Here is a 15,969-nt window from a genome sequence, read left to right on the forward strand (position 1 = left end):
CCTAATGGTCGATATGATTTTAATAGAGGTTTAAAAGCGCATTTAAAGACCTTAACGCATGGGGTAACCTTTTTAACACAAAGTGTGTTGATGGTTACACATCCTTCGAGTAATCAGTAAAGTTAGAAAGTTAGTCAAAGCAGTAAAAGAATGAGGATAAAGAATTTTCTTCACATAGACACTTTTTACATTTATTTGTAATAGAGTGTCTGTTTTTAAAATACTAAATTAAATTTGCCCGAGCCCTCGAAGGGGGCCTTTCCATGCCCCAAAGGGCTAAGTGAGGTGCAAATGATGCGGTTGTGAATGCAGCTAACGTTTCACCGACTTCTACTATTGAATCCGTAACTCAGAAAAACAGGCTAAAATTATATCCAAAGTGATACATATGAAGCGGGAAAACAGATTTATAAGAAACTTCCAAGTGAAGTTAAGTTTACGTCCCGTTATTTCCAGAAGAACCAACTCCGTAGTATTTTTATAAAAAAGCGCTATCTGGATATTCAGTACATAGCATTGAAAATTACTACAATCTTGCTTCCTATAAAATAGAGGTAAAAGGCACAAATTTAAAATTAGTTAATAATTCCCCTTAAGCAAGGAACGGCCAAAGAGATCAGTACCGCATTAGAAAAATTTACAGATGTACTGGCCTTGCTATTAAAAGGAGAAACGCAAAAGGAGTCGCTCTTAAATGTTTATGATTACCTATTCGATAACTTCGAATATAATGCAAGCGACGCTCAAAAAATGGACATTGGGAACATCGGACAAGGATCCTTCACTTGTAATGGTTTTCCCCATTTAGCCAATGAGGTGTTAAATAAAATGGGAATTAATTCTGAAATTGACAAGGTGAATAGCCCTTTTGGAATAGTGTCTATCTAGGTGAAAAAGGAAAAGAGGTCGCTACTACATTTGATGTAACAAGTGTAGGGTTATACAAGAGCGCTACGTAACACTAGGTAATAGTACAAAAGAACAGTTAAAAAAAAACATGGAATATTGGATTCTATTCAGCTAAATATGAAGTTTTCGGATAGGAGGAAGTAGAACGATTTGATTTTTCTGCATAATAATATATCCATTTAGAGAAACTAAATCCTGTTTATGCAGGATTTTTTTGTCTTTTGACCTTGATAGAAAAAAATAAAAAATATCCTTAATTTCGACAAAAAGTATCTTTAAAAGACACTATTTAATTTAACTTTTTATTACTAAATTAAAACTAAGAGTGTTTTGAATTAAATTGTTTCTTTAAACGATACTATCGGGTATAATTATAGTGGAGGAGATGTAAAATGACTAACCAAAATAAATCCATAAATGAAATTGTAGGCGAAAACATAAAGAACTATATCGATGCAGTCGGAAGATCGCAAAAATGGGTATACGAACGTACAGATATCCCAAAACCCACTTTTTATAAATTGTTGCGCGGAGAAGGTGATTTAAATAAGACCGTTCCAAAAATAAATAAACTATTTAGGATAGATGATCCGTTTTATTTTTATAATACAGAGTTTAAAGTTCCTAGAACAATAAATGAAATAAAAGAACAATCTAACATACAAAACTTTTCAGCTGCTAGTTATAGTGGAAATGATGAAAACGGCTATTTTAAAGAAACGATGAATATTCTTGAAGATTTTATATCAATGATTGATGTACTTGAAACCGTAAAAGAGCTAGATTAAAAAGAATACTATCCGAAACGAAAAGTAATTTTAAGAACAAAGGATGTGAACCATTACTTGATTAATCATAGTAACGTAGTAAATGTTATTACACAAAACAGACTTCTTCTACCATCTATATTAAATAAAGTGGAAGAAACAAAAGAACAGGGTCTTTCGTTTCGTTATAAAACTATAGAAGCAATAAAAAGCTATTTAATTAAAGAGACGCAAGTTTTATTATTCCCTAGTATGCACAAGAGTTACGGGGGACTTGTAACATATAGAAATGGTCGATTTTTTATTCATATCAATACTGGACAGCCTAAAACTTATGAAAATTTCATTTGGGCCCATGAATATTATCATTTTAAATATGAAGCGCAGGATATTAAAAATTCTCAAATACGTACGTTTTTCGATGATGCTGTGCTGAATGAAAAGGAAAGGGCTGCAAACCTTTTTGCGGCAGAGCTACTTGTAGATAGTAGAGTTTTGAAAGCGTTATACCAGGACATCACGACAATTTATCCTAATGATAGCTTAGAGAACAATGTGATTAGACTTATTCCAGCATTTGAATTGCCGTATAAAGCTATTGTGGTTAAATTGGCCCAGGATGGCTTAATCAGTGAACAGGAGGCTATAAATATTATTGATTATAATTATCGCGACAATTTACCAAGCGACTTTGATCAATCTATTTTAAAACCTACTGGTGCTATTAAAATAAATAATTTAGGAAGACTTTTAAATGATCAAGTAATTGAAACAAATATGCTTCCAAATGACTTAAATAGTTTTCGAGCAGTGTATCAAAAATACTTATCACGTTTAGAAGGGCTCCGAGAGAAAGAGAAGGAGTGAGTCATATACTTGACCATGTAAATTTTGAATCAATTCAGCCATACATCCATAAGGGATATGACAGTAATAATTTTAGCAACCTTGTCTTCGTTTTTGACAACATGATGCTATCAAATCTAGCATTTTCAGCTAGAACTAATCCTCAAGAATTCAATCTTTTATTAGATGCAATGTCTTTAAAAGAGGGCATAATTTTGATACCAGAAATCATTATGGATGAGAGTGCTGGCAATCGAGATATGACGCCTGAAAGATATCGAGAATATTACGAACCGCTTTTTAAGGCACTTTCTCAATATACAGACATATTTGTTGTTCCGTTTGAAACTTGCTTCGAAATAATCAAAGAAGGTGCCGTGGATTCCAATGAAGCTTTTGCGCAATTTCAATTGATCGCAAAGCAATGGAACAAAACGAATATGGAAATTCAATTAAAAATCGAAGCATCCACAGACGTAGAAGGTATTAAGTCCGCGTTAATTAGTGACTCAAAAGATGCAGGAGAAAGAGTAATACATCTTTTATCAAGTGCTTTATTAATAGATGGCGTACCGAAAGTGAGATTATACAGTAATGAAAAACGGGGCGTTTTTAACATTCACTATATATGCAGCCTTGATGAAACTTTACGTGAAATCCTACGTTTTAATACACAGAAAGCCTTTCTGAATTGTTATGAATTGGAATCAATTGATTGTATCTTAGCCAAAGTAATACAATTACAAAAAGGGAATTGGACGCGAGAAGAACATTTTTCCTTTTTAGAACGTCACCGAGTGAAAAGAATGAAAATGAGAGATGTTCATTATTACATGCCTCCAAACTTTTCGGACAAAAGGCATTTGAATAACGATGAATTTGTTGATTTAATTCTTTTAAATGATGAAGTTACGATTACTTTTTAATAGTGTTAGTACTATAAATTATAATCTTCATGCCAAATAAAGCCGTTATCCGATTTTCAAACAGGTGGATAGCGGCTTTATTTGTTTTTATAGCCTTTTTCCATTTATTAAGGTCATTTTTCCCTCAGCGAAAACCAAGTCAAAGCTAATGAGGCTTTCTCCGTTGCCCCTCGGATGATTTTAAATGGGGTAGTACCAGCGAAGCTGTCACTACCCGCAATAAGAAATAAAGTTAAATTTGCAAAGTGTTTTCTATTTCTGATTGCCTTTCTTCGATTGGAATTCGCTCCATCATATCCAATTTAAAGATACCATAAGGATTTATATGGCTATATATAAGTGGACTTAATGCTCTCAAGTCTTCAGGTGTCATCATATCCTGCCACTTCTTTTCGGATAAAACGGATTGAATCATAAGTGTGTTGATATACACGAGACAGTTTTGTAATAAATGCAGGGAAAGAACCGCAACCTCCTGATCTTCCAATCTATTTGTTGAAATTTCTCCCCCTTTTCCGTAAAAAATAAAACCATTGGCGGAATTCCAGTTTTCTACAACATTGAGACCTTCGTTAATTTCTCTTCGAATGTCTTCCGAACCTAAATAATTACATAAGAAAATGGTTTTAATGACTTTTCCCAGTTCAGATAAAGCCTGATAAGTCGGGTGTTTTAGGTTACTTCTTGTAAAGCGTTTTAAAATAGATTCCGTTTCTGCTGTTCCAAGACGTAGTGCAGTGGCGTATTTAATCATCTGATCATATTGCTGACGAATCAATTCCCAATTGATAGGTCTTGTAAGAATTGGTTGTAGATTAGGGAAAGCATCACTCATGCCACTATCTGGTCTGTACAGTTTTTGAGATTTGATAGCTTTTAATCTTGGCATAAGCTGAAAACCTAAGAGATGGCAAAAGGCAAAAGCTACTTCACTTTGACCATGACTGTCTACATAATTCTTTTCAACTTCCATGCTTGTACAATGCTTCAAAACTCCTTCGATCATAGATGCTACCTCAGAAGAAGAACATGATTTTAATTGGGAATAGATGCAGGTTGAATGTTTAGCCACATGCCAGTAAATCATTACACCCCTACCCCTATACCGAATATGCCATTCAGTCATTAGATTTTGATCCCACGCACCAAATTTCTTGGAATCGGAAGCACAAGAAGTCGTTCCTTCTCCCCATATATCTGTCATTTTATTTCGTAAAATGGCATTTACAATCTCGGCAATGGCGTTACGCAGATTATCTTTATCTATATATTTTCGCCGTATGTATAATAGGTCTTTGTATTTTTCGCCATGTTCCCCGTTTGAAACTCGCTTTAACCCTGCATTTGTTCCCAAACCGTATAAACATAAGATAAGCCTCTTCTGCAGCAAATCTTTACTAATGACCTCCCTCGATGCAGCAGTTTTAAAAAGATCCGTAAAGTTTACACGCAAATCCGTTTCCTTGAGGATATCCAGTAAACTAGTCATTGGCCACCGTTTCATAATTTCGGTCTTTAGCCGTGATAGGTTAACTGGCTCTGGCACAGGGTCAAAAGGAGAAATAGATATTCGTCCATTACCGTTCCCATTTTCTTTCCCTTTTGTTAAAATGCGAACCTTATTATTTTTAGGAATTTCTTGATCCAATTTATTTAATGTCTTTGTCATTTCTTCCTTTAAATTGGTGATAAAATCATCGGGATTAATAGGTTTTTTTAGTGCTTTATAGTTTTCTTCACGATGCTGTTCAAAGTCCTGCGGTAGATCTTCATCAGGATTACGGTATCGTTCTGAACCGGGTACCCATATTTCTTTGCATCGCAGTTTATCACGCAAGACTTGCAAGGTGCTAATCTCATAATTAATACGATTGATTCTCTCTTCTCCTGAAATCTCCTGTTCCACGACTAGGTATCTCCAACTGGGACGGATCACACCATCCAATGGAATCTGGTCAGACTTTGGGAAAAAGTGAGTATTTGAATTTATATATTTTTTTATAAGTTCTAACGCTTCGATTACTGGATGATGAACCTCATTATTTGAACAAAACTCTAACATATCCAAAATACAGGGAACCATCCTACGGTAATGGGAACTGTACGATGAACGAATAATCGTATATACCTTCTGTTTGTATGCAGGCCCTGTATGTTTAAATTCCTTTACTAAATCTTTAAGTGTTTCCTCACTGATAACAGGATAAAGGACATCTCGAATAATTCCATCTGGATTATCTAACGCTTGTTCCGCCATTTGGAACAATAGATTGTTTTTCCCATTTACCTTCCTTAAATTATGTATCAATTCTTTATCCACTTTACGTTCGGCCCTAACATTAATACGATGAATTATTTGTATAAGTAGCTCAATCAGACCGTCTGTAATTTCTGCTCGTCGAAGCCAAAAGAAGGCAGATAAAAGTGTGTAGCGAATCTGAGGTGAATGCCGGCGCAATTCACGAATATCTTCAGTTGCTGTACGCTTTCTGTATTTCTTTAAAATTTTTGGTGAAATATCGTTAAACAAATCATAGGGTAATTGCAGCTCTTTTATAGTTTGAAGTTTATGCAGTTCTTTAAAAACTGTTTCTAACCCAATGCGTCCAGGATCGGACTTTAATTTATAAAACGTTAATATTTCTTTTGTTTCTGGGGAATCATCATCTTTTTCTAACTGATTAATTAATCTATCCAATCCTTCGCAAGTTTGCTTAGAAAGTCTTTGAAAAATAGTAGTGAAAAACTGATCTTCGTAGGAGTAGGTAGCAGAGCGAATAAGACGCTCTACTCGATCTGGGGTGGGAGGCTCAATTTTTAATTCTCTATATTGTTGATATAACTTGTCCTCAACATGGTTGAATTCATGGCTATGATGTAAAACATGCTTACACAGCCACTCTGTCATCAAATCTACATCCTGCAGAGTAGCTTCGCGAAATCCAAAGTAGGCACGGATTTCCGAACGATGATAAGTAATGGTACGTCCAGTCCAATCATATTCAGAAAAGATATCAGGATTCATTTCTAGCTGCTTAGCTATGTATTCTATAACTGTTTTAGGTATCTCACTTTTTGTATGAGGGAACCTAGCTTCATATTCGAAAAACTTAAACATGACAGCAAAGCCAAGTTTTGTGTTTCCCCTTTTTAGTTGTATCAACTCTTGTTCATCAGGCATGAGTATAAAGTGATCAATTAACTCATCTAATTCCCAATTTCTTTTCAACTTTTCCCCTCCTTTTGGAGCTTTCGGTATAGAGTCATACGGGAGATACCAGCTTTTTCAGCGGCCTCCGTTCGGCTCATTCCCTGATCTATGAGATATAGGGCATAACTGATCTTTTCCTCATCAGCTTTTGGTCTTCCGGGAAATTTGCCTCGTTTTTTAGCTGCTAAAATACCTTCCTTTGTTCGTTCGGAAGTGAGATCTCTTTCAAATTGCGCAATTCCAGCAAAAATAGTAAACAACATTTTTCCATGAGCTGTTGTTGTGTCTAGCCAAGACTCCTTTAAACTTTTCAAATGCGCCCCTTTTTGGGCAATGAGTTCTGTAATCTCAATCAGATCCTTTGTGGAACGGGATAAGCGAGTTAAATCCGTTACAACAACAGTGTCTTCTGGACGAAGAAACTCCAGCATACGGTTTAGTTCCAGACGTTCCCGTTTCGTTCCCGTCACTTTCTCAAAAAAGATGCGTTCACATCCAAATATTTCAAGCTGTCGTTTTTGGCGATCCAAATTTTGATCAATAGTCGAAACACGCATGTAACCAAATTTCATTTATATCCTCACCTTTCATCATAAGTGTACCAAAACTGTGAAATAATTGATATTGTTACAAAATATTTTGTTACATATTTTTGTTACGTTGTTTATGCTAGATGGGCAGACAAAATATATTTTTTACACCATGTAACAGAAATGGTCGTTTTTGTTACAGTGATTACATAGAAAGTTCTATTTTATAAAAGGGCATAAAGTTAAAAGTTACAGTTATTCTATTCGACAATCGGGCCAATTAGTTGAAGAAATATTTAAAACTTTATTCTAAAACTAAGGTCTAAATAAAAGGGGTGATATTTTGAAAAAACTTGATTTTATTAATGTGATATTTATGCTATGTGCATTAGCAGGCTGTAGTAATTCAATTGAGAGTAAGACAGAACAAACTGATGTTTTAAGTGGTAATGAGAGATCCCAAGAAGTTAATTTGAATCAAGAGAAGCCACCTTCATTAACTATCACTTTTGGTGAAAAAGTAATTAAAACAAGACAAGGTGGTTACAGTTGGAGTTATTTGGATTCAAAAACAGGACAAATGGTTGGTATAGAAGCTGATTCTATGCCATCAACAGAATTAGTTAAAGTAAAAGATGCTGTGAGTGTTAATATAAGTGAACCTATCTCACTAAAATCTGAAAAGAAACCTCTTAATTATGAAATAAGAGTTTACAATCATAATGCCGAGATGATAGCAACATACAATGACTTTAAAGACATAAATGAAAAAGGAAAGGCAATATATGAAATATTGGCAACTTGGGAAGAAGGTAAAGGAATCTATGCGGTTGCATTAGATATCCAATAGCGAACTTATAATAATATGGGTTTTACTTTAATAAGAAAATAGGGAAATATTCAAGTATTGGGCGCGAATGTGGAAATAAGTTAAGGGAGGTTGTCAGTATGGATGTAATTCTTAATAAAGCTGAACAAAAATTAACTGAATTAAGAGCTGATCCTGTAACTAGAAAAGAATACGAGCGAAGAGCAAAAGCGCTTTCGGACGAAAGAAGCAGATTAGAAGATGCTGAAAATGCCGGTATTCTAAGAGTGGTCAAAAGTCTGTATGATAATGGTATGCCGTTATTTGAAGTAGCTAAGCATACACCTTATAATGCAGAGGAGTTAGAACAATTACTTAAAAGATATTATTTAATTTAATAATGGCCTTCCGCTAGTAAATCGAAGGTTTTCTATAAACCATAAAGAAACAGCCATGTACAAAATCTAAATTGTACGAGCTGTTTTTTGTTATCCCGCCAATGATGAATAAGAAAATTATACACTTTATCCTGCAATGACGTAAATATGGAAGTATGTACATTCTCTTGTTGCTTTAAAATAAAGTTTGATGAAAATCTGTATTAAAATACAGGGTTATTCTTTTGACCTTTAAGCTTTATCTATATTTTCAATTAAAGGGCCAGTTTAGAATATATTTACTTTAGTTATCCTACTATGATAAGGCCTAAAAGGGATTTGGAAAAATGATATTAAATGTAATTTTGGCATTTGTAATTCCTTGGATTGTGTGTATATTCCATATTTTTAACGAGGTACAAGGCTTGTTGTTACAATCGGTCCTTTTTCCAGTGTAGTAGGATTCACAGTAGCAGAAAATTGGAGAGTACTTTGGCTTTTGGTTACTCTATCCATTTAATAAAGGTATCTTATCGGTACTCCCCTTTATCTTTGGTATCTATTCAGTATTAGGTAGCTACTTAATATACTTCATAAAAAAGTATAGAAGTGCTTACCTAATCATTTTATTAATGACACTACTTACAACGATAGGTGAAGGTATTTGGCTTTTATTAGGAATGGTCTTGTATCAAAAAAACTGGAATATTGGTTGGACATTGATATCTTATTTATTTCCGTTCTACTTTATTTACTTGTATTATTTGTTTTTAAAGGGATTGAAAATTTTAGATTAAATTTAATTACACAAAAGGGTGCTTTCCTTGAAATGGAAAGGCCCTTTTGTGTGTTTAATCGGCAGTTTGCATAAGGAAAAGTCGATTACTTGAGATACAAAATCGTATTTTTAGGCTGAAATTTACTTGTCAGTCTATTGTTGGAAATTGAACTTTTCAGATATTTTTCCTAGTAAATCCGTATTAAAATTATGTGACATTTACCAAAAAAATAGTTTTATAATTACAAAAAATTATTTTTGCATAATTAAGAAATGGATGATTAATACTAACAAAGTTCCAAATTATTTTAAAAGGAGATTGATGATATTATGACAGTTGTAAATGACGTTAAGACTGTTGTAGCCGGGTTGAAATCTGCTCAGGCTAGCTTTGAAACATTTGCTTTAAAAACAGATAACCAACAAGCGAAGACGCTCTATCAAGATGCCGCTACTCAAACCCAGGCTATTATAGATAGCGTTGTACCACGTCTTCAAGAAATTCAACAAGAAGAACCACAGTACAGACAAGAATAATTAAAAAGGGGACAAAAGGTTGGTTGAATTAACAACTTTTTGTCCCAAAACTATTGTTATAACACAGAGGTGAATTCATGTTTTCCAAAATAAAAATTGTGAAGACTTATCTTTTAATATTAATAGCTATCGGATTATGCACAGGTTGTAATGGAAATCATGATCAGACTTCCAATAAGGACCTGAATAATTCACAGGTGAGTAAGCCAATCAGTCAATCCGTTTCCAATCAAGTAACAGAAAATATCATTTTGGAAGATGAAATTTCAAAAGTGATGGCTGTGAATACAGATAAAGACATATTAGTAGCCATAAAAGTAAAACAATTTGATCGTTTTCGATTAAAAAAGATAGAAAATAAAATAAAATCAGACATGGAAAAGCAGTATCCAGATTATTCAATATTAGTTTCTGCTGATCAAAAAATGTATTTTGAACTTGTTAAACTGGACGAAAAACTCCAAAAGAATACTATGAGTATGGAGAATTTAAAAAAACATACTAAAAAAATTAAAAGTCTCATGAAGGAACAATCGTAATGAAAGAGAGCCTTACTATATATGTCTAATAATAAAAAGAAGCAATTAACTCCAGTGCAACAGGAATATCAAGAACTTCAAAAGAAACGCGAAACAAAAACACCAGTAGTTCGAAATTGCATAAAAGCTTTTTTAGTAGGTGGTTTAATCTGTCTAATAGGTCAGCTCATTCAAACATTTTATATTTATTATTTTGATTTTACAGATCAAACAGTTGGTAATCCAACGGTGGGAACTTTAATTTTTTTCGTAATGCTTCTTACCGGATTTGGGGTTTATGATAGAATTGCTCAATTTGGAGGTGCAGGTTCTGCTGTACCAGTTACTGGATTCGGAAATGCAGTTATATCTGCGGCTATTGAGCACCGGACGGAAGGATTTGTGTTAGGTGTAGGTGGGAATATTTTTAAACTTGCAGGTTCTGTCATTTTATTTGGTGTATTTTCCGCATTTGTCATTGCTTTAATAAAAACTATTTTGATCCAATGGGGCGGTATGTAATGTTAGCAGGTAAACGTACATGGATTTTTGAGAATAAACCTATAATTATTTCTACGGGAACAGTTGGAGGGCCATTTGAGGCAGAAGGTGAATTAGCAGATGATTTTGATCTCCTCCATGCCGATTTATGGTTAGCTCAAGACTCCTATGAAAAAGCACATAAAATCCTATTTGAAGAAGCCTGTCAAAAGGCACTCGAAAAGGGAGAAATTCAAAAGGAACAAGTTCAATTTCTACTGGCAGGTGATCTGATTAACCAGATTACCCCTACAAGTTTTGCAAGTCGAACGATTGGAGCTCCTTATTTCGGGTTGTTTGGTGCCTGTTCAACATCTATGGAAGGATTGGCTCTAGGTGCCTATATTATTAATTCAAATGGAGCTAAATATATTTTAACAGGAGCTTCAAGCCATAACACGGCAGTTGAAAAACAGTTTCGATATCCAACTGAATATGGTGGACAAAAACCGCCTACTTCCCAATGGACAGTGACAGGTGCAGGAGCTGCTTTGTTAAGTAATTCTGGGGAAGGACCATGTGTAACTTCTGCCACGATAGGACGCGTCATCGATATGGGAATGACTGATCCTTTTAATATGGGAGGGGCTATGGCACCAGCTGCGGTTGATACTATCGAAGCGCATTTAAAGGAACGAAATGTTGATCCCTCTTATTACGATTTAATCGTGACAGGTGACCTCGGAAAAATAGGACGTGCTGTATCGCTTGATCTATTCAAAAAGCATGGAACCCCTATCACCGAAGATCAATACCAAGATTGTGGTCTCATGATTTACCGGGACGGGCAACCGGTATTGTCAGGAGCTAGTGGGGCGGGTTGCTCTGCGACAGTAGTGTACGGGCATTTATTAAATCGTATGAAAAAAGGTGATTTTAAAAGAATGTTAGTAGTAGCTACGGGTGCTTTACTATCACCTTTATCCTTCCAACAAAATGAAACCATTCCTTGTATCGCTCATGCAGTGTCAATTGAATATGGAGAGGGAGAATAGATATGATCTTTTTTTGGGCTTTTGTTGTTGGTGGTTTGATCTGTGTAATTGGTCAAATTATGTTTGATGTGTTTAAACTTACACCCGCCCATACCTTAAGTACCCTTGTAGTTGCTGGAGCAATATTAGATGGATTGGGTTTATATGAACCATTAATTGATTTTGCTGGTGCAGGAGCGTCTGTACCTATAACAAGCTTCGGTAATTCATTGGTACATGGAGCTATGCAAGAAGCTGAAAAACACGGTTTAATTGGGGTACTTACAGGGATTTTTGAAGTTACCAGTGCAGGTATTACAGCTGCCATTGTTTTTGGCATGATAGGTGCTTTGATATTTAAACCTAAAGGTTGAGGAGGATGGAAGATGACAGTAGTATCAGATGTCAAACAATGTCTAGCTAGTCTCAAAGGAGTAGAAGCTAGCCTATCCAATTTAGCAGAACGGACACAAGATAATGGCTCCAAACGAACTCTACATGAAACCATGATGGAAGTAAGTGAAATAGTAGCAGATTTGAAAAAAAGGGTCGGAGAATTGGAAAATGAAGAATATCAATATAAAGGATATTAAGTAAAGAGGAGAGGAGGTCTTTTATATTATGCCTGAATGGCTAGATATCGCAGTTCGATCGGTATTGTTTGTTGTGGTGCTTTTCTTCATGACCAAATTGGTAGGGAAAAAACAGATAGCTCAACTTTCTTTCTTTGAATATGTTACTGGAATAACCATTGGAAGCATTGCAGCGGAAAGTATTATGGGATTAGATGGTAAGATTATTAATGGGTTAATAGCTATTATAATTGTTGCGGCTATACCCTTAATAGTTGGTTTAATTTCTCTAAAGAGCAAAAAGTTTCGTGATTTTACAGAAGGTAAGGGGACTATATTCATCAAAGACGGAAAAGTTATGGAAGATAACTTGAAAAAAGAGAGAATTACAGCGGACGAATTATTGCAATTACTTAGAAGGAAAGATGTCTTCCAGGTGTCGGATGTGGAATTTGCGGTTTTAGAGCCAACAGGGGATTTATCTGTCATGCTGAAGAAAGAAAACCAACCATTAACACCAAAAGATTTAGACATGAAAGTAGCTTCAATTAAGGAACCTCAGACTGTTATTATGGATGGTAAAATTTTGGATGAGCCTCTTGCAACCATTGGGTATAGTCGAGGATGGTTAAAGACAGAACTAGAAAAACTGGGGGTTACTGTTGAAAACGTCTATCTTGGACAAGTAAACTCTTATGGGGAATTAACCGTTGATCTTTTTGATGATAAGCTTCAAGTTCCATCTCCTCAAGATAGACCAATGACTCTTTCAACGATGAAAAAATGCCAAGCGGACTTAGAATTGTTTGCGCTTGCAACTGAAGATAAGAAGGCTAAGCAGCTCTACACAAAAAACAGTGAAAAACTACAAAATGCTATTGATAAAGTCACCCATATATTAAAAAGTTAAACTGGATAGATTGAAACGTAATTCAAGGTAGAAAAGAACTTTGTTAAAAAGAAATCAAGACAGCTTGCCAATTAATTAATGATTTTTAAGTACGAGAATATGTCTAAGTTATTCAATAAGCCACCAAATAGAAGCTCTTCCCTATTAAAGGGCGCGTTTATTTTAACGTGTCTTTTTTATTTATTTTCGGCAATTCTCTAACAAACATTAAACCGTGATTTCTCTTTTTCTTGCGTATCTGTAACTCTTGTACGGATACGGATAATTAAGGTTTCCTTCGTTCGACTAACTATTATTATCATTGTTAACTTCCCATTTGAGCCTTGTCAATTTATTGAGTCTTTATCTATTTCCTTTTGTAAAAAAGGAACACCTGGTAAACAGGTTGTTCCCATTAGAAATATATGCGCCTAGACATAAACACTGTCACAAGTTCCAGGTGCAGGTTCATAGTAACAATGATTTTTGAATTGCCCAGCAAAAGGTTGATTATACCAAGTAGGAGGACATGGAGCATATGGATTGAAGTACCAAAGGGCATACTTCGCTGGATGGTCTCTCCAATAATTCAATACTTGTCTTGCTAATCTTCGTTCATTATCTCTCGCAGGGTTATAAAATAAATTACCCTTTTGGACAGCTTCGAAAGAATAATTTCCTCCTTGAACCTGATAAATAACGTCTTCAATTGTTCTTACGTCCCTAAAATCTAAGCAGTCGGCTACAGCACGATTAACAATAACATTTCCAACATATAGCATCCCCTGGTTTCCTTCACCTTCAGCTTCCGCTCTCATCATCCTTGCAACTAAGTCAACGTCCTTATCTCTAAACTTTACTCTTGGCATTTTTTCACCTCAAAAACATAGTATGTAGATAAGCTATGCTGCTACTGCTAATCTATATGATGAAATTTTGAAGATTTTTTACACTTGAAAAATGATCAACAAATGCATCTTAATTGCACCACGAGGAATAATGAATCTTTCAACTATAATGATTGTTGACGATATCGAATTTACTGCCAATACTTTTTCAAAAGCAATTGGAGAAATTTCAGAATTATTCGCTAAGGTTAATTGAATTTGTTTTCTCAATAACATTTGATACTAAAGCTCTTACGATACGGTTGACTCTTATCCAACTTGAACTTGACTTTCTCCTTTTGAAACAGCCCGACTAACGACTCTATTCATATTAATATTACTGTACGGAAGTTGCTAAAGTGCTGAATAAACAATAACAAATGGTTAAGGAAATGCAAAAGCCTAAAGATGATGGGGGCCGATCAATAAGATATCATTGCTCTTTTTGTTTAACTTTTTGCATCTCTTTTCCATTACTAATATTCAATTAGCTTGCGTGGATAGGCTACACTAAGTTGGACAGATATTATAAGGGTTAGTACACTGAAACTACTAACCTAAAGGAGTGTGTTCCGATGTCACGTCAACGTCGAACTTTTACAGCCGAATTCAAATTACAAATGGTGAAGCTTTATGAAAATGGGAAATCTCGTGCAGATATTGCCAGGGAGTATGAGATTACCCCTTCTGCATTAGACCGTTGGATTAAAAATCATCAGGGAACAGGTTCATTTTCTGCGAAAGATAATCGTACGGAAGAAGAAAATGAATTAATCCGATTACGCAAAGAAAACCAACGCTTAATGATGGAGAATGATATTTTAAAGCAAGCGGCGCTGATCATGGGACGAAAATAGATGTGATTCGTAATAACGCTCACAAATATTCGGTATCAGCAATGTGCGACGTCCTACACATCCCTAGAAGTTCTTACTATTATCAAACAAGAAAGTGTGAAGATGATGGAAGACAAGCCGAAGAAGCTGATTTACAGGAACGTGTCTACCTCATCTTTAAACAAAGCCGTCATAATTATGGGACTCGTAAAATAAAGAAAGAGCTAGAAAAACAAGATAAGATTGTTTCAAGAGGTCGTATTAGTAGCATTATGAAACAACTAGGTCTTGTCTCGAACTACACCATAGCCTATTTCAAACCCCAGAAAAACCGTAGTAACGAAGCACAAGTCGCCAATATCTTAAATCGTGAATTCCAACAAGAAAAAGAATTATCCGTCATAGTTAGTGATTTAACATATGTACGTGTCGGGAAAAAATGGCACTATGTATGCTTATTTGTCGACCTGTTTAATCGTGAAATCGTTGGATCAAGTGCTGGACCAAACAAAGACGCAGCCCTTGTTTATAAAGCTTTAAGTAGTATTAAAGGAAACTTAACGAATGTGCAATTATTCCACACAGATAGAGGTTCAGAATTTGATAATCAACTAATCGCAGAGGCGACAGCAGCATTTGGTATTCAACGTTCACTCAGTACGAAGGGATGTCCTTATGATAATGCCGTGGCAGAAGCGACATACAAAAGCTTTAAAATTGAATTCGTCTACCAACGCACTTTCCTTTCCCTTGAACAGCTAGAACTTGAACTTCGAGATTATGTGCATTGGTTTAATAACATTCGAATTCATCAAACACTGGGCTATCTTACGCCAACTGAATTTAAGCAACAGTCCTTATAAAAGTTGTCTAGTTTAGTGTTGACATTCCAATTCAAAAAAAACTAAACAGTAATTAGGGATTAAGAAAATTTGGTTAATTAAGGGGTACCATCAGGAAAACGCGAATTTACGACGCTAACACTCTTGACGCTACTCTCTTTATTGGCTATGAAGTTAATGAGAAAAGACTATCTTTTAATTGTTAATCCTAGCGATTTATGT

Annotated in this window: 17 protein-coding genes; 14 read left to right on the forward strand and 3 right to left on the reverse strand. The window is 35.0% G+C overall.

Translation table 11 applies throughout. The features are described 5' to 3' along the window. The first annotated feature begins 1,301 nt into the window (after positions 1-1,301). From LG296_RS20430 to LG296_RS20440, 3 genes are all read left to right on the forward strand, one after another. Positions 1,302-1,697: a hypothetical protein gene (locus tag LG296_RS20430; RefSeq protein ID WP_251400926.1), complete on the forward strand. Its 396-nt coding sequence runs from the start codon at positions 1,302-1,304 to the stop codon at positions 1,695-1,697. Between the two features lie 129 nt (positions 1,698-1,826). Further along, complete coding sequence (locus LG296_RS20435; protein ID WP_282991647.1) at positions 1,827-2,543, forward strand: ImmA/IrrE family metallo-endopeptidase; 717 nt, start codon at positions 1,827-1,829, stop codon at positions 2,541-2,543. Further along, the gene (locus tag LG296_RS20440; RefSeq protein WP_251400928.1) at positions 2,540-3,448 is read left to right on the forward strand and encodes a hypothetical protein; all 909 of its coding nucleotides are present in this window, start codon (positions 2,540-2,542) and stop codon (positions 3,446-3,448) included. Before LG296_RS20435 ends, LG296_RS20440 begins: the two co-directional genes overlap by 4 nt. A gap of 232 nt (positions 3,449-3,680) precedes the next feature. Here the strand turns inward: LG296_RS20440 and LG296_RS20445 are convergent, their stop codons facing one another. Further along, complete coding sequence (locus LG296_RS20445) at positions 3,681-6,629, reverse strand: Tn3 family transposase (RefSeq protein WP_404428044.1); 2,949 nt, start codon at positions 6,627-6,629, stop codon at positions 3,681-3,683. A gap of 44 nt (positions 6,630-6,673) precedes the next feature. Further along, positions 6,674-7,231: a recombinase family protein gene (locus LG296_RS20450; protein ID WP_107935756.1), complete on the reverse strand. Its 558-nt coding sequence runs from the start codon at positions 7,229-7,231 to the stop codon at positions 6,674-6,676. A 301-nt stretch (positions 7,232-7,532) separates the two neighbouring features. Between LG296_RS20450 and LG296_RS20455 the strand changes: the two genes are divergently transcribed. From LG296_RS20455 to LG296_RS20495, 9 genes are all read left to right on the forward strand, one after another. Further along, positions 7,533-8,039 (forward strand): hypothetical protein, encoded by a 507-nt coding sequence (locus LG296_RS20455; protein WP_107935759.1) that lies wholly within the window; start codon positions 7,533-7,535, stop codon positions 8,037-8,039. 98 nt (positions 8,040-8,137) lie between these two features. Continuing rightward, on the forward strand, positions 8,138-8,395 hold the full coding sequence (locus tag LG296_RS20460; RefSeq protein WP_107935761.1) for a hypothetical protein: 258 nt from the start codon (positions 8,138-8,140) through the stop codon (positions 8,393-8,395). A gap of 1,087 nt (positions 8,396-9,482) precedes the next feature. Further along, positions 9,483-9,689, forward strand: coding sequence for a DUF1657 domain-containing protein (locus tag LG296_RS20465; protein ID WP_107935765.1), 207 nt, complete (start codon positions 9,483-9,485; stop codon positions 9,687-9,689). 77 nt (positions 9,690-9,766) lie between these two features. Then, positions 9,767-10,228 (forward strand): YhcN/YlaJ family sporulation lipoprotein, encoded by a 462-nt coding sequence (locus LG296_RS20470; protein ID WP_107935767.1) that lies wholly within the window; start codon positions 9,767-9,769, stop codon positions 10,226-10,228. Between the two features lie 21 nt (positions 10,229-10,249). After that, complete coding sequence (gene spoVAC, locus LG296_RS20475; protein ID WP_107935769.1) at positions 10,250-10,729, forward strand: stage V sporulation protein AC; 480 nt, start codon at positions 10,250-10,252, stop codon at positions 10,727-10,729. After that, entirely contained in the window at positions 10,729-11,742 is a 1,014-nt protein-coding gene (gene spoVAD / locus LG296_RS20480) for a stage V sporulation protein AD (protein ID WP_107935771.1), read from the forward strand. Before spoVAC ends, spoVAD begins: the two co-directional genes overlap by 1 nt. 2 nt (positions 11,743-11,744) lie before the next feature. Then, positions 11,745-12,095, forward strand: coding sequence for a stage V sporulation protein AE (gene spoVAE / locus LG296_RS20485; RefSeq protein ID WP_107935773.1), 351 nt, complete (start codon positions 11,745-11,747; stop codon positions 12,093-12,095). A gap of 12 nt (positions 12,096-12,107) precedes the next feature. Further along, positions 12,108-12,314: a DUF1657 domain-containing protein gene (locus LG296_RS20490; RefSeq protein ID WP_107935775.1), complete on the forward strand. Its 207-nt coding sequence runs from the start codon at positions 12,108-12,110 to the stop codon at positions 12,312-12,314. 28 nt (positions 12,315-12,342) lie between these two features. After that, positions 12,343-13,203: a DUF421 domain-containing protein gene (locus tag LG296_RS20495; protein WP_107935777.1), complete on the forward strand. Its 861-nt coding sequence runs from the start codon at positions 12,343-12,345 to the stop codon at positions 13,201-13,203. Positions 13,204-13,613: 410 nt separating this feature from the next. Here LG296_RS20495 and LG296_RS20500 read toward each other — a convergent pair whose 3' ends face one another. Then, complete coding sequence (locus LG296_RS20500) at positions 13,614-14,051, reverse strand: cell wall hydrolase (RefSeq protein WP_107935779.1); 438 nt, start codon at positions 14,049-14,051, stop codon at positions 13,614-13,616. Positions 14,052-14,142: 91 nt separating this feature from the next. Between LG296_RS20500 and LG296_RS20505 the strand changes: the two genes are divergently transcribed. Together LG296_RS20505 and LG296_RS20510 are read left to right on the forward strand one after the other, a co-directional pair. Then, positions 14,143-14,286: a hypothetical protein gene (locus tag LG296_RS20505; RefSeq protein WP_251403000.1), complete on the forward strand. Its 144-nt coding sequence runs from the start codon at positions 14,143-14,145 to the stop codon at positions 14,284-14,286. Positions 14,287-14,644: 358 nt separating this feature from the next. Next, positions 14,645-15,768 (forward strand): IS3 family transposase gene (locus LG296_RS20510; RefSeq protein ID WP_193768061.1). Its coding sequence is split into 2 segments (ribosomal slippage): positions 14,645-14,891 and positions 14,891-15,768, totalling 1,125 coding nucleotides; the frame shifts between segments, so codons are not numbered across the junction. Positions 15,769-15,969: the final 201 nt, after the last annotated feature.

The organism is Ureibacillus chungkukjangi (assembly GCF_044795995.1).
GTDB lineage: Bacteria > Bacillota > Bacilli > Bacillales_A > Planococcaceae > Ureibacillus > Ureibacillus chungkukjangi.